Origin of the sequence: Brevirhabdus pacifica (genome assembly GCF_002797755.1) — a bacterium.
Lineage (GTDB): Bacteria > Pseudomonadota > Alphaproteobacteria > Rhodobacterales > Rhodobacteraceae > Brevirhabdus > Brevirhabdus pacifica.
In genome coordinates, this window is record NZ_PGFI01000011.1 from 1,723,687 (window position 1) to 1,745,695 (window position 22,009).

Genomic DNA, 22,009 nt, shown 5'->3' on the forward strand with positions numbered 1-22,009 from the left:
CCCGCCGGATGCGGTGCGCGCGGACCCCGCGCCGGCCATGCGTGGCAATCTCGACCGTTTCCCGATGAAGGCTCGCGTGCTACCCAAGCGGGAACCTTTTGACGGAATACATCATGACCCTGCTTCAGATCGCCTCGCTTCTGATCGTCCTCGCCGGAGCCTTCGGCGCGATCAACTACCTGTTTCTAAAGCTTCCCTCGGCCATCGGCATCCTTGTCGTGGCGCTGCTGGCCTCGATCGCGCTGATGGTGCTGGACTGGGCGGCGCCGGGACTGGGCGTGTCGGACCAAGTGCGCGGCATGGTGACAGGGCTCGATTTCGACGAGACCCTGCTTGAGGGGATGCTGGGCCTTCTGCTCTTTGCCGGGGCGCTGCACGTCAAGCTGTCGGACCTGAAGGCCGAGTGGAAGCTGGTCTTCCTGATGGCCACCATCGGCGTAGGCCTTTCCACGGTGGTCGTGGGCGTGGGCTTTTCCTGGCTGACGGGCATGCCGCTGCTGATCGCGCTGGTCTTCGGCTCGCTGATCTCGCCCACCGACCCGGTGGCGGTCCTCGGCGTCCTGCGAGAGGCCAACCTGCGCAAGTCGCTGGAAACCAAGATCGCGGGCGAGTCGCTGTTCAACGACGGCGTCGGCTACGTGGTCTACCTAGTGCTGGTGGGCCTGGCCTTTCCCGCCGGCGGGGAAGAGCACGCCTCCGGCCTGACCGAGGCTGCGATCCTTTTCGTCCAGGAAGCCGGTGGCGGCGCGATCCTGGGCGGCGTTTTGGGCTGGCTGACCTTCCGCATCATGCGCCGCATCGATGACTATTCCCTCGAGGTTCTGATCACCCTCGGCCTGGCTTTCGGCGGCTACCAGCTGTCGGTCTTCCTGCATGTCTCGGCGCCGATCATGGCGGTGGTCGCGGGCCTGCTGATCGGCGACATCGGCTCCAAGCACGGCATGTCTGAGGAGACGCGCAAATATGTCGACGCCTTCTGGAAGCTGATCGACGAGATCCTGAACGCGGTCCTGTTCCTGATGATCGGCTTCGAGGTCTTCGCCGTCAGCTTCGGCGCCGATGCGCTGGTGGCGGGCGTGGCCTCGATCGGGCTGGCGCTGATGGGCCGGTTGGCGGCAGTCGCTGTGCCGGTCATGCTGCTGCGCCCCTTCCGCGAGTTCTCGCGCGGGGTCGTGCCCATCATGACCTGGGGCGGGCTGAAGGGGGGCATCTCGGTCGCCCTGGCGCTGGCGCTACCCGACTCCGAGTGGAAGCCGCTGATCCTGACCTGCACCTACATGGTGGTGATCTTCTCGATCATCGTTCAGGGCCTGACGGTGGCACGCCTGGCCAACCGGGTGGGGCGCGAGCCGGATCTGGTCTGACCCCCGGGCGGCCGCAGGCAGGTTCCCGCCGTTCGGGAACAAACCTTGCGGGCGCGGGTTAGCGCTTTGCATTAGCGAAAGGATTTCCCGATGGCCCGTGGTCGCAACGCCCGCTCCCCCTGGCAGATTCCCCCCGCCGGGTGGAAGGACACGTTGTTCCGCATCAAGGACGAGATCGGCGAGGATCACGTCGGGCTGATCGCGGCCGGCGTCGCCTTCTACGGTCTGCTGGCCCTGTTTCCCGGCATCACCGCCTGCATGGCCATCGCCGGCCTGCTGACCGAGCCCACGACCATCGTCGATCAGCTTGACCGCATCGGCCAGCTCCTCCCGCCCGAGGCCGCCAGCATCATCATCACCCAGGCCCGCGACGTGGCCGGCAGCCAGGAAGGCGGCTTGGGCCTCGCCGCCGTGCTGGGTATCGCCCTGGCGATCTGGTCGGCCTCCAAGGGGGTCGGCAGCCTTATCGAAGGGCTGAACGTCGCCTATGACGAGAGCGAGAAGCGCGGTTTTGTAAAACTGAAGCTGGTGACGCTGGGGCTGACCGTGATGCTGGTGTTCGGCCTGCTGGTGGGCCTGTCGACCTCGCTCGTCGTGCCCGCGATCCTGAGCGCCATCGGCCTGGGCGCCATGGTCGAGTTTCTGCTGGGCGGCCTGACCTGGGTGGTGATGTTTGCGCTGACCATCTTCGGGCTGGCGGTGTTCTACCGTTACGGCCCCTCGCGCGACAAGCCCGAGTGGCGATGGGTCACGCCCGGGGCCGCCGTGGCCTGCGTGCTGTGGCTGATCGGATCGGCCGGCTTTGCCTGGTACGTCGCCAATTTCGGTAGCTACAACGAGACGTTCGGCACCCTGGGCGGTGCGATCATCCTGCTGATGTGGCTGTGGCTCTCGGCCTATATCGTTCTGCTGGGCGCCGAGCTGGATGCCGAGCTGGAGGCGCAGACGCGCTATGACACCACCACCGGCCCAAGCGAGCCGATGGGGCAGCGCGGCGCCGAGAAGGCCGACAACCTGGGCGAGGCTTCCGACTAAGGTTCGTCCCGCTAGAACGTGAAAAAGGCCCGCCCGGGATGACCGGGCGGGCCTTTTCATTCATGGGTCCGTAGAGGGCCGCGATCAGGCCGCGGTGCGGCGCCGACGCTGCTGCTGACGGCGCTGGCCGCCGTTGCCGCCACCACCGTTGCCGCCCTTGGGGCCGCCGTTGCCGCCCCCGGCGCCGAACCGGCGGCGTCCGCCACCGCCCCCGCCGCCGCCGCCGCGACGACCGTTCTTGCTGCCCTCTTCGACCGCGCCGCCTTCCCAGGGGGTGCCGCCGGCCACCGGGATGGTGATCTTCATCACCTTCTGGATCTGCTTCAGCTCACCCATCTCGTCGGGTGCGCAGAAGGCCACAGCCTTGCCGTCGGCCCCGGCGCGCGCCGTGCGGCCGATCCGGTGTACATAGTTCTCGGGCACGTTGGGCAGGTCGAAGTTGTAGACGTGGCGCACCTCGGGAATGTCGAGGCCGCGGGCCGCGACATCGGTTGCCACCAGGATCTCTTCCTCGCCCGAGCGGAAGGCCGCGATGGCCCGCTCACGCTGGCCTTGGCTTTTGTTGCCGTGGACCGACACTGCCGAGAAGCCGGCCGCGACCAGCGATTTCTTCAGCTTCTCCGAGCCGTGCTTGGTACGGCCGAAAACGATCGCCAGCTCGCCGGGATGCTTTTTCAGATAATCCATCAGCAGCGCGGGCTTGTCGCCCTTCTGCACGTAATGGACCGACTGCAGGATCTTGTCGGCGGCCTTGCCCGGGGGGTTTACCTGCACGCGCGCGGCGTTGGTCAGGTAGGTCTCGGCCAGTTCGGCCATCTGCTTGGGCATGGTCGCCGAGAAAAGCAGCGTCTGGCGCTCTTTCGGCAGCAGGGCCGCGATCTTGCGCAGGGCGTGGATGAAGCCCAGGTCCAGCATCTGGTCGGCCTCGTCCAGCACTAGAAAACGGGTCTGGTCCAGGCGAAGCGCCCGGCGATCCAGGATATCCAGCAGGCGACCGGGGGTCGCGACCAGGACATCCGTGCCCCGGCGCAGGCGGTTGATCTGTGCGCCGATCGACGCGCCGCCAACGACCAACTCCACCCGCATGTGGGTGTTGCGGGTGAACTGCTCCAGCGAGACCGAGATCTGCTTGGCCAGCTCACGCGTGGGGGCCAGGATCAGACCGCGGCAGGTCTGGGCGTCGGGCTTGCTGCCGATGCGCGACAGCTGGTCGATCAGGGGCAGGCCGAAGGCCGCGGTCTTGCCGGTGCCCGTCTGGGCAAGGCCCATGACGTCACGCCCTTCCAGCACCAGCGGAATCGCCTTGGCCTGGATCGGGGTGGGATCGGTCAGACCGGCGTCGGTGACGCGCTTGGCCAGGGCTTCGGTCAGCCCGAGTTCCTCGAAATAATTCAATGTTTATCCTTTCGGCCGGCTGTCCGCCGGCAGATGAACGCAGAGCCCCTGCCCCGCATCACGACCGATAGGTCGCAATTCGGGCGCGGGCGATCTCCGCACGGGTTGCGCAGGACGCTGATCCCGGGACCGTATGTCCGCGAAACCGCCGCTGCGCCGGACCCTGCGTGATATGGGTACCTGGAATTGGGTGCGACGCCCTGCGGGCCGGTGATCCCCGGCTATTCAGCTGTCTGCTCACGCGGCAGAAGGCGTCGGTCCCGGTGCAGATGGGGCTTTTTGACGCCCGTGTCAACCGCCCCCGTCGCCGCGGGCCGGGGCGCGCGCGGACCCGGCGGCAGCGAAACGCACCCAGGAGCGTTGCACGACGGCCCCGCCCCGCCGACGGGCCGATGCCCCCTTGCGGTCGCGGCGCCCCCGGACCAGAATTGGGGGCTCCCGGGCCGCGGTGCCTCCGTTCCGCCCCCTCTCCATCGCAGGCAGACCATGACCGAGACCATCATCGCCCGCTGCGAAGCCCGCGGCCTTCGCCTCACCGAACAGCGCCGCGTCATCGCCGACGTGCTGCAACAGGCCACCGACCACCCCGATGTCGAAGAGCTTTTCGCCCGCGCCTCCGCGCGCGACGCCCGCATCTCCATCGCCACGGTCTACCGCACGGTCAAACTGTTCGAAGAGACGGGCATCCTGGAAAAGCACGAGTTCGGCGACGGCCGCGCCCGCTACGAGCCTGCCGACCGCGACCACCACGACCACCTGATCGACCTGAATTCGGGCGAGGTGGTGGAATTCGTCGACCCCGAGATCGAGAAGCTTCAGGAGCGCATCGCCGAGAAGCTGGGCTACCGCCTGAAGGGGCACCGGCTGGAACTCTACGCCGTGCCCCTTGAAAAGGGCTGACTGGCCCCTTCCCCGACACCGTCCCGCACCGCCCCACGATCCGCACCCCCCGTCCCCACCCCTGGAGCCCCGCCCATGTCCGACAATCTGCGCGGGATGATCCTGATGGTCGCCGCGATGGCGGGTTTCGCCCTCGAGGACATGTTCATCAAATCCGTCTCGGCGGTGCTGCCGACGGGCCAGATCCTGGCGATGCTGGGCCTGGGTGGCGCGCTCATTTTTGCTGCCCTTGCCACGCGCCGGGGCGACACGGTCTTCTCGCCGCTGTTCTTCCTGCGCCCCGTCATGCTGCGCAACCTGGCCGAGGTGATCGGCACCATGGGCTTTGTCACCGCCATCGTGCTGACGCCGCTGTCCTCGGCCTCGGCCATCCTGCAGGCCACGCCCCTGATGGTGACCTTCGGCGCGGCCCTCTTCTTCCGCGAGGCCGTCGGCTGGCGCCGCAGCCTGGCCATCGCCATCGGCTTTGCCGGCGTGCTGATGATCATCCGCCCGGGCATGGAGGGGTTCCGCCCCGCTTCGCTTTTCGCCGTCCTCGGGGTTGCGGGCCTCGCGACGCGCGATCTGGCCACCCGCGCCGTTCCGCGCAGCGTCTCGTCAATGGTGCTCTCGACCTATGCCTTCGCGATGCTGGTGCCGACGGGGCTGATCCTGCTGGCCTTCTCGGGCGGCGCCCACCTGCCCGACGCGGTGTCGCTGGCACAGCTGGGCGGCGGGCTTTTCGTCGGCGTGCTGGCCTATTACGCCATCGTGGCGGCCATGCGCGTGGGCGAAGTCGCCGTCGTCACCCCCTTTCGCTATACGCGGCTGATCTTCGCGCTGGTGATCGGCGTGCTGGTCTTCGACGAGGCGCCCGATTTCTGGACCCTCGGCGGCGCCACCCTGATCATCGGCTCGGGCCTCTATACCTTGATGCGGGAGCTGCGGCTGGGCCGTCGGCGCCTTGCCACGGCCAATGCCTTCGCGCCGGGCGACGGCGGCGGCCGGCTGCGTTCGGGGCCCCCTGCTCCCTGAACTTGGGTCGAAATACCCCTCTTTGGCCCGACATCGACGCCGCGTGACACCAAACCGCTGCCCAAGGCGTTCCCTCCGGCGGCCGGCTCTGCTAAATCCGCCGCGACACCGTCGCGCTTAGGAGCCGCCATGACCCATATCATCGACATTCACGCCCGCGAAATTCTCGACAGCCGCGGCAACCCGACCATCGAGGTCGATGTCCTGCTCGAGGACGGAACCATGGGCCGCGCCGCCGTTCCCTCGGGTGCCTCCACCGGCGCCCACGAGGCGGTCGAGATGCGCGACGGGGATGCCAGCCGCTACATGGGCAAGGGCGTGCTCAAGGCCGTGGCCGCGGTCAACGGCGAGATCGCCGAGGCGCTCGTTGGCTTTGATGCCACCGAGCAGACGGCCATCGACATGGCGATGATCGAACTTGACGGCACCCCCAACAAGGGCCGTCTGGGCGCCAACGCCATCCTCGGCGTCTCCATGGCCGTGGCCAAGGCCGCCGCCGACATGACGACCCAGCCCCTCTACCGCTACATCGGCGGCACCGCCGCCCGCGTCCTGCCGGTGCCGATGATGAACATCATCAACGGCGGCGAGCACGCGGACAACCCGATCGACATCCAGGAATTCATGATCATGCCGGTCTCGGCCAGCTCGATCGCCGAGGCCGTGCGCATGGGCGCCGAGGTCTTCCACACCCTCAAGAAAGAGCTTTCCGCCGCCGGCCTCTCCACCGGCATCGGCGACGAGGGCGGCTTCGCCCCCAACCTCAGCTCCACCCGCGATGCGCTCGATTTCATTTTGAAATCCATCCAGAAGGCCGGCTACACCCCCGGCGAGGACATCTACCTCGCCCTCGACTGCGCCTCGACCGAGTATTTCCGCGACGGTCGCTACGAGATGACCGGCGAAGGCAAGTCCCTCACCCCCGACGAGAACGTCGCCTGGCTCGAGGCGCTGGTGAACGACTACCCCATCATCTCGATCGAGGATGGCTGCGCCGAGGATGACTGGGACGGCTGGGCCAGCCTCACCCGCGCCCTGGGCGATCGGGTGCAGCTTGTGGGCGACGATCTTTTCGTCACCAACCCCGAGCGCCTGTCGCGTGGCATCGAGGAAAGGGCCGGCAACTCGCTGCTGGTCAAGGTCAACCAGATCGGCACGCTGACCGAAACCCTGGCGGCCGTCGACATGGCCCACCGCGCGCGCATGACCTGCGTCATGTCCCACCGCTCGGGCGAGACCGAGGACGCCACCATCGCCGACCTCGCCGTCGCCACCAACTGCGGCCAGATCAAGACCGGAAGCCTCGCCCGCTCGGACCGGCTGGCCAAGTACAATCAACTGATCCGCATCGAGGAGGCCCTGGGCGAAACCGCCCTCTACGCCGGTCGCTCGATCCTGCGCCGCGGCTGATCACAACCCGGTCGGCGGCCCCGCCGCCGACCGCCACCGCCGGCCACTACCGGGGCTGGCCCGCCCCGCCCCCAGCTTCACTGTCGCTCAAATATCCCCGCCGGAGGTAACCGGTCGCCCGAGGCCGGGCCGGTCCCCGGCCAGTTGCACGCCGTCCGGCCGGCTGATCCGCCCGCCGCCCACCGCCGCCGCGACACCCGTGGTGGCCCGGCAGCTCGTCGGTAATCCCCGCGCCACCCGCACCGCGAGATAGGCGAATGCCTGCGCCTCCAGCATGTCGCCATCCAGCCCCACCGCCTCGACCGGCCGCACCGGGCAGCCGCAGCGGCGGGAAAGCTCGGACATCATCACCGGATGGTGGCGCCCGCCGCCGGTCACCAGGATCTCGCCCGGCGCCTCAGGGCAATGCTCCAGCCCAACCGCGACCGAGGCCGCCGCCACCGCGCAGAGCGTGGCCGCCGCGTCGCCGTCGTCCAACCCGTCCAGCCACCGCGCCAGGTCCGGAAAATCGTTTCTGTCTAGGGACTTGGGAGGGCGCTTGAAGAAGAAGGGATGGCGCAGGAACCGGGCGACGATCTCCTCGTCGATCACGCCCGTCGCCGCCAGCGCGCCGCCCGCGTCATACCCCTGACCCAGACGCGCCTGCACCAGATCGTTGAGGGGCGCGTTGGCGGGCCCGGTGTCGAAGGCCAGGATCGCCCCCTCGGCCAGCGGCGAACCAGGCCGCGGGTCAACCCAGGTCAGGTTGCCGACCCCGCCCAGGTTCAGAAAGGCCAGCGGCCCCTCGGCGCCGATCCAGCGGGCGCAGGCATGGTGGAAGAACGGCGCCAGCGGCGCCCCCTCGCCCCCCAGCTCCACGTCCGAGCTGCGGAAATCCCACACCACCGGCTGGCCCAGCACCTCGGCCAGCACCTGCCCATCACCGGCCTGGTGGGTGCCGCGTCCGCGTGGCTCGTGGGCCAGGGTCTGGCCGTGAAACCCCACCAGCTCGTAGCCCTCGAAGCGGCTCAGAAGGCGGGCATGCTCGGTCTCGATCAGCTCGGCCACCGCCTCGACCCCCGGCTCGCCGGGCCAGCGCCCGAAGGCGGCCGCGATCCGGCGCCGGTCGGCCTCGCCGCGCTCAAGGTAGGCGCTCTCCCCGAACTCCAGGATCTCTTCGCCGTCGGTGCGCAGCATCGCCGCGTCCACCCCGTCCAGCGAGGTGCCCGACATCGTGCCCAAGGCCCAGACCGGCCCCTGTTTCAACATGGACTTTCCCTTGCTGCACTGCCCGGATATAGAAGCATCCATTCAGAGAATGGACGCAAATCACATGGCATACCACCCGAAATCGGAGTTCCTGCGGATCATGATCGAGCGCGGCTTTCTGGCCGACTGCACCGATTATCAGGGGCTGGACGAGGCGCTTCTTGAAGGGGGTATGCCGGGATATATCGGGTTCGACGCCACGGCCCGGTCGCTGCACGTGGGCAGCCTGATCCAGATCATGATGCTGCGCTGGATGCAGAAATGTGGCCAGAAGCCCATCGTGCTGATGGGCGGCGGCACCACCAAGGTGGGCGATCCCAGCTTCCGCGCCGACGAGCGCCCGCTGCTGACGCCCGCCCAGATCGACGACAACATCGCCGGCATCCGGCAGGTGTTCTCGCGCTATCTCGACTTCGGGGACGCGCCCACCGGCGCCTTGATGCTCAACAACGCCGAATGGCTCGAGGATCTGAACTACCTCGAGTTCCTGCGCGATATCGGCCGGCATTTCTCGGTCAACCGCATGCTGGCCTTCGAGTCGGTGAAATCCCGCCTCGACCGGGAACAGTCGCTGAGCTTTCTGGAATTCAACTACATGATCCTGCAGGCCTACGACTTCCTCGAGCTGAACCGCCGCTACGGCTGCCGGCTTCAGATGGGCGGCTCGGACCAGTGGGGCAATATCGTCAACGGCATCGACCTGACCCGCCGGGTGCTGGACCACGAGATCTACGGTCTGACCTCGCCGCTGCTGACCACCTCGGACGGCAAGAAGATGGGAAAGACCGCCGACGGCGCGATCTGGCTCAACGCCGATATGCGCGCGCCCTACGAGTTCTGGCAGTTCTGGCGCAACACCAACGACGCCGATGTGGGCCGCTTCCTCAAGCTCTACACCGAACTGCCGGTCGAGGAATGCGACCGTCTGGGCGCGCTGGAGGGATCCGAGATCAACGCCGCCAAGATCCGCCTTGCCAACGAGGTCACGACCCTCGCCCACGGTCCCGAGGCCGCCGCCGCCGCCGAGGCCACCGCCCGCGAGGTCTTCGAAAAGGGCGGCGTGGGCGACGACCTGCCCACCGTCACCTTGGCGCCGGGCGACTTTCCCATCGACGGGCACAGCATCTCGGCCCAGCAGATGTTTGTGGCCGCCGGGCTGACCAAGTCGGGCAAGGACACAAAACGCCTCTTCGCCGAGGGTGGCGCGCGCATCGACGACGCGCCCGCCGACGACCCGGCCCGGCTTTTCACCGCCGCGGATCTGGCCCGCCCCGTCAAGCTCTCGGCCGGCAGAAAGCGCCACGCCCTGGTCACCCTGGCCGACTGACCCCGGGCGTAGATCGAACAAAGGGCGGCCCCGCGCCGCCCTTTCGCCCACCCGCGCCGGGCCGCGAACCGGGCGGGCCCAAATCGGCCCGTCGCCGCACCGCCCCCCCTTCAAAGCATCCCGCCCCGAGGGCCGAGCCGATCCCGGCGTTCCCGCCTCGGCGCCGGAGGCGCGGCCCGGGGCATGGGCGCCCCCCGGCCCCCTCGCTCAACGCAGCATCCAGGTCCCCTTCGGGTGAAAGGCATGGAAGGCGAAGGCAAACATCACGTCATGGGGCAGATCCCGCCCCGCCGCGTCGCGCACCCGCACGTCGCCGATCTGACGCCCTTGGGCGATCTCGGCACTGTCCAGCGCCGAGACCTGCCCCGCCTCCCAGCTCAGGGTCACGCCCGCCTCGCTAATCCGGGTCTCGGCCCGCAGCCGGTCGAGCGGCCAGGCCCGGGTGCCCACCTTGACCACCCGGGCCAGCGGCTTGATGCCGTGAGGCGGCATCTCGCCCCGGTAGAGGAAGGGGCGCGTGCTGCTGTCATAGCCGGCATAGGGGTTGCGCCCGTAAGCCCGCCCCGCGCCGGGCTGGTCCATCACAAGTCCCTCGGGATTGCGCGCACGGAACTTCTCCCAGCTTTCCATCCAACTTGGCAGCTGCCGCAGGCTCTGGCCCGTGAACTCGCCGACGATGCCCAGCCCCACCGCCTGCTGCCACCAGCTTTCGGTCTGGCGGTCATACATCACCATGTCCGAGTTGCGCAGCTTGCCAGTGACGCCAAAGTCCAGCACCCGTCCCTGAAGCCGCCGGTCAAAGGTGATGCCCGAATTGCAGAGCGGACAGAAGGTGACCGCGACAGGCCGACCGCCGACGCTGTCGTTGACGATCTCGTGCCAGGTCATGTAGCGCAGGGGATAGGCCCGTGGCGTTGCCCCCTTCAGCTCAAGGGTGATCACCGGCTCCTTGTCGGACAGGCGGCGCTCGGCGCGGGCCTTCACGAACTTCGGATTGCTCAACGCCGGGATCCCGTCGCGCGGCACGCCCCCCGACATGATCTCCGTGAAGGGCACATCGCTGCGGCTGAAATCCGTCCTCGGCCACTCGGCCCGCCAGAAGGGTGGTGCCCCGCCCGCCTGGCCCCGAGCCTCGCGCGCCAACGGGCCGCCAACCGCGATTGTGGCCAGCGCACCGCCCATAAGCGCGCGGCGCCCCGGGTGCGCAACAGCGTGGCTTCGCGCGACGCCAAGGGGTCGCGCAACCTTCGTCTCGTCCGTTCCTGATGTCATGACAGCACCTCCCATGCCGGTCCGGCAGCGGGCGGCGGCTGATCCGGAAATGCCACGGGAAGGATGAAAGCGCCCGGGCCGGATCACCGCATGCGCGGCCGTCCTCCACAGGCTGACAGGATGGCGGGGGGGCCGATAGCCCCCCTCACGCCGCTTTGAAAAGCTCTTACCACGCCGGAAGGCGCGGCAAGGGCCAGGGCATCGCCCCTTACTCGGTGACCTTGACCGAGACCATGCGGTCCGGCTCGCCGGTGATGGCACCGGTGTCGCGGGCGCCGCGCTTGATGGCGTCGACCACGTCCATACCCTCGGTCACCTTGCCGACGACCGTGTACTGGCCGTTCAGGAAGGGGCCGGGCTGGAACATAATGAAGAACTGGCTGTTGGCCGAGTCGGGGTTGGCCGCACGGGCCATGCCAACGACGCCGCGGTCATAGTTGATGTCCGAGAACTCGGCCTTCAGGTCCGGCAGGTCCGAACCGCCGGTGCCGGCGCGGCCGGGCTCTGCATCGGGGCCGCCGAACTCGACATCACCGGTCTGGGCCATGAACCCCTCGATCACCCGGTGGAAGGCCACGCCGTCATAGGCGCCGTCCTCGGCCAGCTTGGTGATCTGGGCCACGTGGGCGGGGGCCACGTCCTCCAGCAGGTCGATCTTGATGGTGCCGTTGGCCTCGCCCGCGACCTCGATCTCGAGGCCGGTGGCAAAGGCAGGTGCCGCGCTCAGCAGCAGGATCGCGAGGGCGCTACGCATCTGCGGCCACCTTGACCGAGATCATGCGGTCCGGGCTTGCGGGCGGCTCGCCGCGGGCGATCTTGTCCACGTGCTCCATCCCCTCGATCACGCGACCGTAGACGGTGTATTGACCGTTCAGGAAATGGTTGTCGCTGAAGTTGATGAAGAACTGGCTGTTGGCGCTGTCGGGGTTGGCCGAACGGGCCGCGCCCAGGGTGCCGCGATCATGGGGCAGCTTGGAGAATTCGGCGGGCAGGTTCGGCAGGTCCGAGCCGCCGGTGCCGGCCATGCGGATGTTGAAATCCTTCTCCATGTTTCCGTTCTGGACATCACCGGTCTGGGCCATGAAGCCGTCGATGACACGGTGGAAGGCGACGTTGTCATAGGCGCCGGCGCGGGCCAGCTCCTTCATGCGCTCTGCGTGCTTGGGCGCGACATCGGCCAGCAGCTCGATGACGACGCGGCCGTCCTTGAGCTCGACGATGACGGTGTTCTCGGGATCCTTGATCTCGGCCATGGGGCTCTCCTTCTGAGGTTTGTGCAGAACCTATGTCGCCCGATGGGAAAGGGAAAGGGAGGAATGGAAGAAGCCCGTCGCACCGGCGGAGAGGGGCGTGGCGCTTGACCGCCGCGCCCGGATCGTATGTTAAAGGCGCGGCGCGGCGCCTCTGCGGCCCGCGCGCAAGGGATCAGGCCGGGGAGCGGCCGCCGCGACGGCCCGGGACGGGCCGCGCCGGTGGTCCGGGGCCAAGCTGCGAGGGAAATTCATCATGGGTTGGAAACGTCTCGAGGAGATGGATCTGCGCGGCAAGCGCGTGCTGACGCGGGTGGACATCAATGTCCCCGTCAGCGACGGGCGCGTCAGCGACGCCACCCGGATCGAGCGGATCGTGCCCACCGTCAATGCCATTCTCGAGGCTGGAGGCACGCCGATCCTGCTGGCCCATTTCGGCCGCCCCAAAGGCCGGCCCGACCCCGCCCTGTCGCTGGGCGTTGTCCTGCCGGCCCTCGAACGCGCCCTGGGCCGCGGGGTCTTCTTCGTCGAGGCCCCGATCGGCGACGGCGCCAGGGAAGAGATCGCCTCTATCCGCGCCAAGGACGGTGCGGACGCGCCGGTTATCCTGCTGGAGAACGTGCGCTTCTATCCCGGCGAGACCGCCAACGAGGACGGGTTCTGCGATGCCCTGGCCGCCCTGGGCGACGTCTATTGCAACGACGCTTTCTCTGCCGCCCATCGCGCCCACGCCTCGACCGAGGGGCTGGCCCGCCGCCTGCCCGCCTGCGCCGGCCGGCTGATGGAGGCCGAGCTTTCGGCGCTGGAGGCCGCCCTGGGCAAGCCCGCCCGCCCCGTCGCCGCCGTGGTCGGCGGCGCCAAGGTCTCGACCAAGCTTGACCTGCTGTCGAACCTGGTGACACGGGTCGACCACCTGATCATCGGCGGCGGCATGGCCAACACGTTCCTGCATGCGCAAGGCGTCGCCATCGGCACGTCGCTGGCCGAGAAGGATCTTGCCGACACCGCCCGCCGCATCCTCGACGAGGCCGAGCGCGCCGGCTGCACCATCCACCTTCCCGTAGACCTGGTCGTTGCCCGCGAATTCCGCGCCGAGGCCCCGCACGAGATCGTCGCACGCGACGAGTGCCCGCCCGACGCGATGATCCTCGATGCCGGCCCCGAAAGCGTGCGCGCCATCGTTGAGCTTCTGGGCCGCTGCAAGACCCTCGTCTGGAACGGCCCGCTGGGCGCGTTCGAGATCCCGCCCTTCGACACCGCCACCAACGGCGCCGCGCGCGAGGCCGCGGTTCTGACAGCCGCCGGGCAACTCGTCTCGGTCGCCGGCGGCGGCGACACGGTGGCCGCCCTCAACCAGGCCGGGGCCGCCGATGGCTTCAGCTATGTCTCGACCGCGGGGGGCGCCTTCCTGGAATGGATGGAGGGCAAGACCCTGCCCGGCGTCGCCGCCCTGGGGGGCTGAGCCCGGCGGGAAAAACCACCCCGCCCATTGCGTCCGGGCGGCAAGATTTCTATGCCACTATCAAACACCAGCAAATTTCGGGAAACGACATGAAAGCCACCAGGACAGTCCAGAAGATCCTTGCCAACTACGAGGGCGAGACCCCCGGCGTCAAAGGCAAGCTTTGCCAGATGCTGATGAACGGCAAGCTGGGCGGCACCGGCAAGATGATCATCCTGCCGGTCGACCAGGGCTTCGAACACGGGCCCGCCCGTTCCTTCGCCGCCAATCCCGCCGCCTATGATCCCCATTACCACTATCAGCTTGCGATCGACGCGGGCCTGAACGCCTATGCCGCCCCGCTGGGCATGCTGGAGGCCGGGGCCGACACCTTCGCCGGTCAGATCCCGACCATCCTCAAGGTCAACTCCTCCAACTCGCTGGTCCCCGGCGACGCGCCCAACGACCAGGCGATCACCGCGTCGGTGGACGACGCGCTGCGGCTGGGCTGTGCGGCCATAGGCTTCACCATCTACCCGGGTTCCTCGACCGCGCTCGACATGTTCGAAGAGATTTCGGCCATGCGCGAAGAGGCTGCCGCCAAGGGCGTGGCCACGGTGATCTGGTCCTACCCGCGCGGCGAGTCGCTGGACAAGGACGGCGAGACGGCGATCGACATCGCGGCCTATGCCGCCCAGATCGCGGCCCTGCTGGGTGCGCATATCATCAAGATCAAGCTGTCCACCGACCATCTGTCGCTGGGCGAGGCCAAGAAGGTCTACGAGGCCGAGAAGATCGAGATCGCCGATCAGGCCGCCCGCGTTCGCCACTGCATGCAGGCGTCCTTCAACGGCCGCCGCATCGTGGTCTTCTCGGGCGGTGCCAAGAAAGGGGCCGACGGCGTCTATGACGATGCCCGCGCCATCCGCGACGGCGGCGGCAACGGCTCGATCATCGGGCGCAACAGCTTCCAGCGCGACCGCGCCGATGCGCTCGACATGCTGGGCAAGCTGGTGGACATCTACAAGGGCCGCGCCTGAGCCACGGAGGCGCCCTGCCCGGGCGCCTGCCTCATGAGAACCCGCCGACGCGCTCCAGCAGCGCGTCGGTGGCCACCGCCCCGGCCGGCCCGGTCCCGTAGGCCCGGCCACATCCACCGCCCAGCCGCAACGCGACATAGCTTTCGGCCACCGCCATCGGCGCCTGTCGCAACAGGACCGAGGCTGTCAGAAGCTGCGCCAGTTCCTCGGCGAAGGCGCGGGCACGCCCCTCCTCCACCGCCGCATCCCAGCGGTCCCTGAAGGCCTCCAGCGCACGGTCGTAGCCCCGGTCGCCCCCGCGCGCCGCGTCCAAGCTGCGGTCCAACGCCTCGCGCGCGGCGGGTTCTTTCTGAAGCGTACGCAGGATGTCGAGGCAGATCACGTTCCCCGACCCTTCCCAGATCGAGTTCAAGGGCGCCTCGCGATAAAGCATCGGCAGCGGCGTGTCGCCGACATAGCCCATGCCCCCAAGGCACTCCATGCACTCATAGACAAGTTGCGGCGCCAGCTTGTTCGACAGGAACTTGGCCAGCGCCACGGCCACCCGCGCATAGGCCGCGGCCTCGGGGTCCGTGCCGGCCTTGTCGTAGGCCGCCGCCACGTGCAGCCCCAGCGCCGTGGCCCCCTCCCAGTCCAGGACCATCTCGGCCAGGACCTGCCGCATCAGGGGCTGATCAACCAAGTTGCGCCCGAAAACCGCGCGCCCCCGGCACCAATGCACCGCCTGCAACAGGGCCGCGCGCATCAGCCCCGGCGGCGCCATGGCCGTGTCGAGGCGTGTATGGTGCACCATCGGAATGATCGTCCGCACCCCGTCGCCCGGCGCCCCCAGCGGCAGCGCCCAAGCCCCGTGATACTCGATCTCGGCCGAGGCGTTGGCACGGTTGCCCAGCTTGTCCTTCAGCCGGACCAGATGCACCTCGTTCAGCCCCCCGTCGGGCAGGATGCGCGGCACCAGGAAACAGCCAAGCCCCGCGTCCGTCTGCGCCAGGGTCACCAACCCGTCGCTCATGGGCGCCGAGCAGAACCACTTGTGCCCCCAAAGACGGACCCCTTCGCCATCGGACTCGGCCCGGCAAAGATTGGCCCGCACATCCGATCCGCCCTGCTTCTCGGTCATCGCCATGCCGAAGGTCAGCCCGTCCTTCTGCCCCCACGGTAGCTCTCGTCCGTCATATCGGCGTGCGGTAATGCCCCGGACCAGCTCCGGCCGAGGCCCCAACACGGCGCCGGCCGCGCAGGTCATGGTCATGGGGCAGCACACCCCGGGCTCCACCTGCGTCATCAGATAGACCAGCGCCGCGTGGGCCGCGTAACCCCCGGGACCGCCCTCCCACGGCAGGGCCGCATAACCTGCCGCGATCCCCTCTTCCATCAGCAGATGATAGGCCGGGTGAAACGCAATCCGGTCGATGCGCGCGCCGCGCCGGTCGAACCGCTCAAGCTTCGGGGGATTGGCCTCGGCCTCGCGCCCGGCCTGGCGCAGGGGGGCACTCCCCAGCCGCGCGCCGCTTGCCTCAAGTATCCCGGCATCCGCCCCTGCCGCCAGCGCGTGACAGCGCAGCACCGGGTCCCCCGCCCAGAGGTCCCCACCATCGGGCCAGGTGGGCTGGTTGAGGGGCTCGCCCCCCGCGCCCCCCTCGGGCCGGCCTGGGGCGGTATCGCTGATGGATCGGCGGGCCTCGCTCATGGCGCATCCTCCCTCGCTGACGATCCCGGTCAGCATAGCGCCCTTCGACCGATGCGCAGAGTCCTCAGTCTCAGCGAATCGGCGAAAACCCGCGCTATTGCTGGAAAAATTCCCTTGGGGGGGATTCTCACCCGGGCCGTGTTGTGGCAAGGTCGTCTGACCATGGGCCCGGCAAGAGGCCCCAAGCGCAGGCAAATGATGGCAGACAACCGAAATCGCACGAATGTGGGCGCCTCGATCTACACGCTGGTCGTGTTTTCGCTGGCCATCTACTTCATGTTCGGGGCCGTTCAAGGCAATTTCGGCCTGTTTCAACGCATCCAGATCGACGCCGAAGCCGTGCAACTCCGGCGCGAGGTCACGCGCCTCGAACGGCAGCTTGCCGACGTGTCCAACAAGACCCATCGCCTCTCGGACGCCTACCTGGATGTCGATCTGCTGGATGAGCGCGTGCGCGATGTCCTGGGCTATGTGCGCCCCGACGAGATCGTCATTCGCTGAACCACAGCGAGCGCCCTAGCCGCCGTTTCGCACTTTCCGAATGCCTGAAATGGGACGGCCTCAGAATGCCTCTCGCATGCTTGACGGATTTGCGCTATAAATTAGTTTAACGCTAAACTATTTTATGCTGAACGACGGAGTCCCCACATGCCGCCAAAGAAAACAGCGAAGACGTCCAACCTCTCAAAGGACGAATTGCTGCACTTCTACCGGGAGATGCTGCTGATCCGCAGATTCGAGGAAAAGGCCGGTCAGCTCTACGGCATGGGACAGATCGGCGGCTTCTGCCATCTCTACATCGGACAGGAAGCGGTGGTCGTCGGCCTCGAGGCCGTCACCAAGGAAGGCGACAAGCGCCTGACCTCCTACCGCGACCACGGTCACATGCTGGCCTGCGGCATGGACGCAAAGGGCGTCATGGCCGAGCTGACGGGCCGCGAGGGCGGCTACTCGCGCGGCAAGGGCGGCTCGATGCACATGTTCTCCAAGGAACGGCATTTCTACGGCGGTCACGGCATCGTCGGTGCGCAGGTGCCGATCGGCGCGGGCCTGGCCCTGTCGGACAAGTATCGCGGCAACGACAACGTCACTTTCACCTATTTCGGCGACGGCGCCGCCAACCAGGGCCAGGTCTACGAGACCTACAACATGGCCCAGCTCTGGTCCCTGCCCGTCGTCTTTGTGATCGAGAACAACCAGTATGCGATGGGCACCAGCGTCCAGCGCTCGACCAAGTCACCCTCGCTCTGGGAACGCGGCGCCGCCTATGGCATCGCCGGAGAGGCAGTGGACGGCATGGACGTGCTGGCCGTCAAGGCCGCTGGCGAGAAGGCCGTCGCCCACTGCCGCGCAGGCAAAGGCCCCTATATCCTCGAGATGATGACCTATCGCTACCGCGGACATTCCATGTCCGACCCCGCCAAATACCGCACCCGGGACGAAGTCCAGAAGATGCGCGACGAGCGGGACGCCATCGACCACGTGCGCGAGCTGCTGCTTCAGGGCAAGCACGCCTCCGAAGATGACCTCAAGGCCATCGACAAGGACATCAAGGCCGTCGTCAACGAGGCCGCCGAATTCGCCAAGGAAAGCCCCGAACCCGATCTTTCCGAGCTTTATACCGACATTTACGCCGACCAGGCGCCGCAGAACGCGTAAGGGGACAGAACGACATGGCAATCAAGGTACTTATGCCCGCACTCTCCCCGACGATGGAAGAAGGCACCGTGGCGAAATGGCTGGTCAAGGAGGGCGACAAGGTCAGCTCCGGCGACATCCTGGCCGAGATCGAGACAGACAAGGCAACGATGGAGTTCGAGGCCGTCGACGAGGGCACGCTGGGCCGCATCCTCGTGGCCGAGGGCACCGAGGGCGTAGCGGTCAACACCCCCATCGCCATCCTCCTCGAGGAAGGCGAAAGCGCCGACGACGCCCAGATGGACGACGCAGGTGACGCCGAACCCCAGGCCGCCAGCGCCACCCCTAAGGCCAAGGAAGAGCAGCCCACCCAGGCCCCCGACACGCCCGAGCGTAGCCCCGCCGCCCCCCGCACCCCCGCCCCCTCGGCCGAGCCTGACTATCCCGAAGGGACCGAGACCCGCTCCATGACCGTCCGCGAAGCCCTTCGCGACGCCATGGCCGAGGAGATGCGCCGCGACGAGACGGTCTTCCTCATGGGTGAGGAGGTGGCCGAGTACCAGGGCGCCTACAAGGTCAGCCAAGGTCTCCTGGACGAGTTCAAGGAAAAGCGCGTCATCGACACCCCCATCACCGAGCATGGTTTTGCCGGCATCGGTGTAGGCGCGGCCTTCGGCGGCCTGCGTCCGATTGTGGAGTTCATGACCTTCAACTTCGCGCTGCAGGCCATCGACCACATCATCAACTCGGCCGCCAAGACGCTTTACATGTCCGGCGGCCAGATGGGCTGCCCGATCGTCTTCCGGGGTGCCAACGGCGCCGCCGCCCGTGTCGGCGCCCAGCACAGCCACGACTTCGCGGCATGGTATTCCAGCGTCCCCGGCCTCAAGGTCGTGATGCCCTATACCGCCGCCGACGCGAAAGGCCTGCTGAAGACGGCCATCCGCGACCCGAACCCGGTCGTCTTCCTGGAGAACGAGATCCTTTACGGCCGCTCCTTCGATGTGCCGGTGCTGGACGATTACACCGTCCCCTTCGGCAAGGCCCGCATCGCCCGCCCCGGCAATGACGTCACCATCGTCAGCTTCGGCATCGGCATGCAATACGCGCTGGAAGCCGCTGAAAAGCTGGCCGAAGAAGGCATCGACGCCGAGGTGATCGACCTGCGCACGCTGCGCCCGCTGGACATGGACACGGTGCTGAACTCGGTGCGCAAGACCAACCGCTGCATCACCGTCGAGGAAGGTTTCCCCGTCTGCTCCATCGGCAGCTACCTGTCGTCACGGATCATGACCGAAGCCTTCGATCACCTCGACGCGCCGGTCCTCAATTGCACCGGCAAGGACGTGCCCATGCCCTACGCCGCCAATCTTGAAAAGCTGGCCCTCGTCACCACCCAGGAAGTGGTCGATGTGGCAAAGCAAGTCACCTATCGCTGAGGCCCGAACATGAGCAACGTATTCCGTTTCGAAAGCGAGCGCGGCGCCTACATCCTGTCGGGCCCCGAGGGCGACGACGGGTTCCGCATCGTGGTCCCCGCCGACATGGTCGAGGACGAGGCCGGCGCGGGCCTAACCGAGGGACAGCGCCTCGAGTGGCTGCACGCCAACCTGGCCGGGATACTCTCGGCCTATACCGCCCGCACAAGGGGCGGCCATGTCAAGGAACCCTGGAACCGCGTGCTCGTCGAGGAGATTGAATAATGCCCACCGAAATCCTCATGCCCGCCCTCTCCCCCACGATGGAGGAAGGCACGCTTGCCAAGTGGCTCGTGAAGGAGGGCGACACCGTCAATTCCGGTGACCTGCTGGCCGAAATCGAAACCGACAAGGCCACGATGGAGTTCGAGGCCGTCGACGAGGGCCGGATCGGCAAGCTGCTGATCGCCGAGGGCACCGAGGGCGTTGCGGTCAACACCCCCATCGCCATCCTGCTCGAGGAAGGCGAAAGCGCTGACGATATCGACACCGCCCCCCAGAAGGGCGGTGATGAGAAGGCCAAGAAGGCCGACGACCGCGCCGCCCCGTCCGAGAATGCCGCCCGCTCAGACGCGGGGTCCGCCCCCGCCAACGAACAACCCAAGAGCGGCACGGCGGCCCAAGGGTCGGCTCAATCCTCTACCTCGACTAAATCCGAAAAGGGGGACCGCGTCTTCGCCTCCCCCCTCGCGCGCCGCATCGCCGCCGACCGCGGCCTTGACCTCGCCGCCATCCAGGGCTCCGGTCCTCGCGGGCGCATCGTCAAAGCGGATGTCGAGAACGCAGAGCCCGCCGCCAGCCAGGCCAAACCGGCTGCCTCCGGCGCCGCCAAGGGCGTCGCCATGCCCACCGGCGCCAGTGCCGAGGCCGTGGCCGCCATGTTCAAGGACCGCGAATACGAGGAGGTTCGCCTCGACGGGATGCGCAAGACCATCGCCGCCCGCCTAACCGAGGCCAAGCAGACGATCCCGCATTTCTACCTGCGGCGCGAGGTCCGCATCGACCGACTGATGGACCTGCGGGCCCAGATGAACGAACAGCTGTCCGAGCGGGGCATCAAGCTCAGCGTCAATGACTTCGTCATCAAGGCTTGCGCCAATGCGCTGCAACAGGTGCCCGACACCAACGCCGTCTGGGCCGGTGACCGCATCCTTCAGCTCAAGCCCTCGGACATCGCCGTCGCTGTGGCCATCGATGGCGGGCTCATCACGCCCGTCCTGCGCGACGCTCAGCAGAAATCGCTCTCGGCCCTCTCGACCGAGATGCGCGACCTGGCGACCCGTGCCCGCGACCGCAAGCTGGCACCGCATGAGTATCAGGGCGGCTCCTTCTCGATCTCCAACCTGGGTATGTTCGGGGTGGAGAATTTCGACGCTGTCATCAACCCGCCCCACGGGGCGATCCTGGCCGTCGGTGCCGGGGTGCGCAAACCCGTGGTGGGCGCGGACGGCGAGCTTACGGTCGCAACGGTCATGTCGATGACCCTTTCGGTGGACCACCGGGTGATCGACGGGGCGCGCGGCGCGGTGCTGCTGAAGGCGATCGCCGAAAACCTCGAGGCACCGATCGCCATGCTCGCCTGATCGGGCCTCAGCCAGAACATTAAAAAAAGGCGCCCAAGGGCGCCTTTTTCTTTGGTATTTTCGACCAGATTAGCAGGAGCCGCGCAACAGATGGTCCATCGTGACCGACGGCTGGTCACAGCCCGCTTCGCCCACGATCCGCGCAGGCACGCCCGCGACGGTCTTGCACGGCGGCACCTCCTGCAACACGACCGACCCCGCCGCGATGCGCGAGCAATGGCCAACCTTGATGTTGCCCAGCACCTTGGCGCCCGCCCCGATCAGCACGCCATCGGCGATCTTGGGGTGGCGGTCCTGCTCATCCTTGCCGGTGCCGCCCAGGGTCACCGAATGCAGCATCGAGACGTTGTCACCGACAACGGCCGTCTCGCCGATCACCACCGAATGGGCGTGGTCAATCATCAGCCCCTTGCCGATCCGCGCGGCCGGGTGGATGTCGACGCCGTAAGCCTCGCTCACCCGCATCTGGAAGTAGTAGGCCAGGTCATGACGCTTCTGCTGCCACAGCCAATGACCGATGCGATAGGCCTGAACCGCCTGGAATCCCTTGAAATAAAGGATCGGCTGCAACAACCGGTGGCAGGCGGGATCGCGTTCAAGAATGGCCACCAGGTCGGCGCGCAAAGCGCAGCCCACGTCGGCCGAGCTTGCGAATGCCTCCTCGACGATCTCGCGCAGAAGCTGCGCGTCCATGTCCGGCGAGGCCAGCTTGGTCGAGATCCGGTAGGACATGGCCCGTTCCAGGCTGTCGTGGTGCAACAGGCTGGAATGCACCATGCCGGCGATCAGCGGCTCGTCGCGGATGGCCTGCTCGGCCTCCTCGCGGATCCGACGCCATACGGGATCGACTTCTGACACTTGGGGGCGGGGCGTGGCCATGGCGGTATCCTTCGATTTCGTCCGCGTCCTATAACAGATAGGTGC

20 protein-coding genes are annotated in these 22,009 nt (G+C 67.5%); 13 read left to right on the forward strand and 7 right to left on the reverse strand.

The window, feature by feature from the left end; all coding sequences use genetic code 11:
• Positions 1-113: 113 nt before the first annotated feature.
• Positions 114-1,364, forward strand: a complete 1,251-nt coding sequence (locus tag CLV77_RS08330; protein WP_076978426.1) for a cation:proton antiporter — start codon at positions 114-116, stop codon at positions 1,362-1,364.
• A 90-nt stretch (positions 1,365-1,454) separates the two neighbouring features.
• The gene (locus tag CLV77_RS08335; protein ID WP_076978425.1) at positions 1,455-2,399 is read left to right on the forward strand and encodes a YihY/virulence factor BrkB family protein; all 945 of its coding nucleotides are present in this window, start codon (positions 1,455-1,457) and stop codon (positions 2,397-2,399) included.
• A gap of 84 nt (positions 2,400-2,483) precedes the next feature.
• On the opposite strand, the gene CLV77_RS08340 is transcribed toward CLV77_RS08335, so the two are convergent.
• Complete coding sequence (locus CLV77_RS08340) at positions 2,484-3,794, reverse strand: DEAD/DEAH box helicase (RefSeq protein ID WP_076978424.1); 1,311 nt, start codon at positions 3,792-3,794, stop codon at positions 2,484-2,486.
• 486 nt (positions 3,795-4,280) lie between these two features.
• Here CLV77_RS08340 and CLV77_RS08345 point away from each other — a divergent pair, with 486 nt between their 5' ends.
• From CLV77_RS08345 to eno, 3 genes are all read left to right on the forward strand, one after another.
• Positions 4,281-4,694 (forward strand): Fur family transcriptional regulator, encoded by a 414-nt coding sequence (locus CLV77_RS08345; protein ID WP_076978423.1) that lies wholly within the window; start codon positions 4,281-4,283, stop codon positions 4,692-4,694.
• A 75-nt stretch (positions 4,695-4,769) separates the two neighbouring features.
• A complete protein-coding gene (locus CLV77_RS08350) occupies positions 4,770-5,708 on the forward strand; it encodes a DMT family transporter (protein ID WP_076978422.1) in 939 nt (312 codons plus the stop codon).
• 129 nt (positions 5,709-5,837) lie between these two features.
• Positions 5,838-7,118, forward strand: coding sequence for a phosphopyruvate hydratase (gene eno, locus CLV77_RS08355; RefSeq protein WP_076978421.1), 1,281 nt, complete (start codon positions 5,838-5,840; stop codon positions 7,116-7,118).
• A gap of 87 nt (positions 7,119-7,205) precedes the next feature.
• Here the strand turns inward: eno and CLV77_RS08360 are convergent, their stop codons facing one another.
• Entirely contained in the window at positions 7,206-8,366 is a 1,161-nt protein-coding gene (locus CLV77_RS08360; protein ID WP_076978420.1) for an anhydro-N-acetylmuramic acid kinase, read from the reverse strand.
• Between the two features lie 64 nt (positions 8,367-8,430).
• Between CLV77_RS08360 and tyrS the strand changes: the two genes are divergently transcribed.
• On the forward strand, positions 8,431-9,693 hold the full coding sequence (gene tyrS, locus CLV77_RS08365) for a tyrosine--tRNA ligase (RefSeq protein WP_076978419.1): 1,263 nt from the start codon (positions 8,431-8,433) through the stop codon (positions 9,691-9,693).
• 207 nt (positions 9,694-9,900) lie between these two features.
• Here the strand turns inward: tyrS and CLV77_RS08370 are convergent, their stop codons facing one another.
• The 3 genes from CLV77_RS08370 to CLV77_RS08380 form a co-directional block, all read right to left on the reverse strand.
• Positions 9,901-10,965: a DUF3179 domain-containing protein gene (locus CLV77_RS08370; protein ID WP_233128083.1), complete on the reverse strand. Its 1,065-nt coding sequence runs from the start codon at positions 10,963-10,965 to the stop codon at positions 9,901-9,903.
• A gap of 208 nt (positions 10,966-11,173) precedes the next feature.
• Positions 11,174-11,719, reverse strand: a complete 546-nt coding sequence (locus tag CLV77_RS08375; protein ID WP_076978418.1) for a peptidylprolyl isomerase — start codon at positions 11,717-11,719, stop codon at positions 11,174-11,176.
• Positions 11,712-12,218, reverse strand: a complete 507-nt coding sequence (locus tag CLV77_RS08380; RefSeq protein ID WP_076978417.1) for a peptidylprolyl isomerase — start codon at positions 12,216-12,218, stop codon at positions 11,712-11,714. The genes CLV77_RS08375 and CLV77_RS08380 overlap by 8 nt, the downstream gene beginning before the upstream one ends.
• A 253-nt stretch (positions 12,219-12,471) precedes the next feature.
• Between CLV77_RS08380 and CLV77_RS08385 the strand changes: the two genes are divergently transcribed.
• Entirely contained in the window at positions 12,472-13,677 is a 1,206-nt protein-coding gene (locus CLV77_RS08385; protein WP_076978416.1) for a phosphoglycerate kinase, read from the forward strand.
• Between the two features lie 89 nt (positions 13,678-13,766).
• Entirely contained in the window at positions 13,767-14,696 is a 930-nt protein-coding gene (locus CLV77_RS08390) for a class I fructose-bisphosphate aldolase (RefSeq protein WP_076978415.1), read from the forward strand.
• A 31-nt stretch (positions 14,697-14,727) separates the two neighbouring features.
• Here the strand turns inward: CLV77_RS08390 and CLV77_RS08395 are convergent, their stop codons facing one another.
• Positions 14,728-16,386: an acyl-CoA dehydrogenase family protein gene (locus tag CLV77_RS08395; RefSeq protein ID WP_083707870.1), complete on the reverse strand. Its 1,659-nt coding sequence runs from the start codon at positions 16,384-16,386 to the stop codon at positions 14,728-14,730.
• 198 nt (positions 16,387-16,584) lie between these two features.
• Here CLV77_RS08395 and CLV77_RS08400 point away from each other — a divergent pair, with 198 nt between their 5' ends.
• The 5 genes from CLV77_RS08400 (at position 16,585) to CLV77_RS08420 (ending at position 21,085) form a co-directional block, all read left to right on the forward strand.
• Positions 16,585-16,887 (forward strand): FtsB family cell division protein, encoded by a 303-nt coding sequence (locus tag CLV77_RS08400; protein ID WP_076980886.1) that lies wholly within the window; start codon positions 16,585-16,587, stop codon positions 16,885-16,887.
• Positions 16,888-17,034: 147 nt separating this feature from the next.
• On the forward strand, positions 17,035-18,045 hold the full coding sequence (gene pdhA, locus CLV77_RS08405) for a pyruvate dehydrogenase (acetyl-transferring) E1 component subunit alpha (RefSeq protein WP_076978414.1): 1,011 nt from the start codon (positions 17,035-17,037) through the stop codon (positions 18,043-18,045).
• Between the two features lie 14 nt (positions 18,046-18,059).
• Positions 18,060-19,463 (forward strand): pyruvate dehydrogenase complex E1 component subunit beta, encoded by a 1,404-nt coding sequence (locus CLV77_RS08410; protein WP_076978413.1) that lies wholly within the window; start codon positions 18,060-18,062, stop codon positions 19,461-19,463.
• A gap of 9 nt (positions 19,464-19,472) precedes the next feature.
• A complete protein-coding gene (locus CLV77_RS08415; RefSeq protein ID WP_076978412.1) occupies positions 19,473-19,727 on the forward strand; it encodes a hypothetical protein in 255 nt (84 codons plus the stop codon).
• Positions 19,727-21,085, forward strand: coding sequence for a pyruvate dehydrogenase complex dihydrolipoamide acetyltransferase (locus tag CLV77_RS08420; protein ID WP_076978411.1), 1,359 nt, complete (start codon positions 19,727-19,729; stop codon positions 21,083-21,085). Before CLV77_RS08415 ends, CLV77_RS08420 begins: the two co-directional genes overlap by 1 nt.
• Positions 21,086-21,154: 69 nt before the next feature.
• Here CLV77_RS08420 and cysE read toward each other — a convergent pair whose 3' ends face one another.
• Entirely contained in the window at positions 21,155-21,964 is an 810-nt protein-coding gene (gene cysE, locus CLV77_RS08425; protein WP_076978410.1) for a serine O-acetyltransferase, read from the reverse strand.
• Positions 21,965-22,009 lie beyond the last annotated feature (45 nt).

Coding starts and splice junctions, on each gene's coding strand:
- CLV77_RS08350 (WP_076978422.1), top strand. CDS start 4,770: ATGTCCGACAATCTGCGCGGGATGATCCTGATGGTCGCCGCGATGGCG.
- CLV77_RS08415 (WP_076978412.1), top strand. CDS start 19,473: ATGAGCAACGTATTCCGTTTCGAAAGCGAGCGCGGCGCCTACATCCTG.
- CLV77_RS08390 (WP_076978415.1), top strand. CDS start 13,767: ATGAAAGCCACCAGGACAGTCCAGAAGATCCTTGCCAACTACGAGGGC.
- pdhA (WP_076978414.1), top strand. CDS start 17,035: ATGCCGCCAAAGAAAACAGCGAAGACGTCCAACCTCTCAAAGGACGAA.
- CLV77_RS08370 (WP_233128083.1), bottom strand. CDS start 10,965: ATGACATCAGGAACGGACGAGACGAAGGTTGCGCGACCCCTTGGCGTC.
- CLV77_RS08395 (WP_083707870.1), bottom strand. CDS start 16,386: ATGAGCGAGGCCCGCCGATCCATCAGCGATACCGCCCCAGGCCGGCCC.
- eno (WP_076978421.1), top strand. CDS start 5,838: ATGACCCATATCATCGACATTCACGCCCGCGAAATTCTCGACAGCCGC.
- CLV77_RS08410 (WP_076978413.1), top strand. CDS start 18,060: ATGGCAATCAAGGTACTTATGCCCGCACTCTCCCCGACGATGGAAGAA.
- CLV77_RS08385 (WP_076978416.1), top strand. CDS start 12,472: ATGGGTTGGAAACGTCTCGAGGAGATGGATCTGCGCGGCAAGCGCGTG.
- CLV77_RS08330 (WP_076978426.1), top strand. CDS start 114: ATGACCCTGCTTCAGATCGCCTCGCTTCTGATCGTCCTCGCCGGAGCC.
- CLV77_RS08380 (WP_076978417.1), bottom strand. CDS start 12,218: ATGGCCGAGATCAAGGATCCCGAGAACACCGTCATCGTCGAGCTCAAG.
- tyrS (WP_076978419.1), top strand. CDS start 8,431: ATGGCATACCACCCGAAATCGGAGTTCCTGCGGATCATGATCGAGCGC.
- CLV77_RS08420 (WP_076978411.1), top strand. CDS start 19,727: ATGCCCACCGAAATCCTCATGCCCGCCCTCTCCCCCACGATGGAGGAA.
- CLV77_RS08345 (WP_076978423.1), top strand. CDS start 4,281: ATGACCGAGACCATCATCGCCCGCTGCGAAGCCCGCGGCCTTCGCCTC.
- CLV77_RS08375 (WP_076978418.1), bottom strand. CDS start 11,719: ATGCGTAGCGCCCTCGCGATCCTGCTGCTGAGCGCGGCACCTGCCTTT.
- CLV77_RS08335 (WP_076978425.1), top strand. CDS start 1,455: ATGGCCCGTGGTCGCAACGCCCGCTCCCCCTGGCAGATTCCCCCCGCC.
- CLV77_RS08360 (WP_076978420.1), bottom strand. CDS start 8,366: ATGTTGAAACAGGGGCCGGTCTGGGCCTTGGGCACGATGTCGGGCACC.
- cysE (WP_076978410.1), bottom strand. CDS start 21,964: ATGGCCACGCCCCGCCCCCAAGTGTCAGAAGTCGATCCCGTATGGCGT.
- CLV77_RS08400 (WP_076980886.1), top strand. CDS start 16,585: ATGGCAGACAACCGAAATCGCACGAATGTGGGCGCCTCGATCTACACG.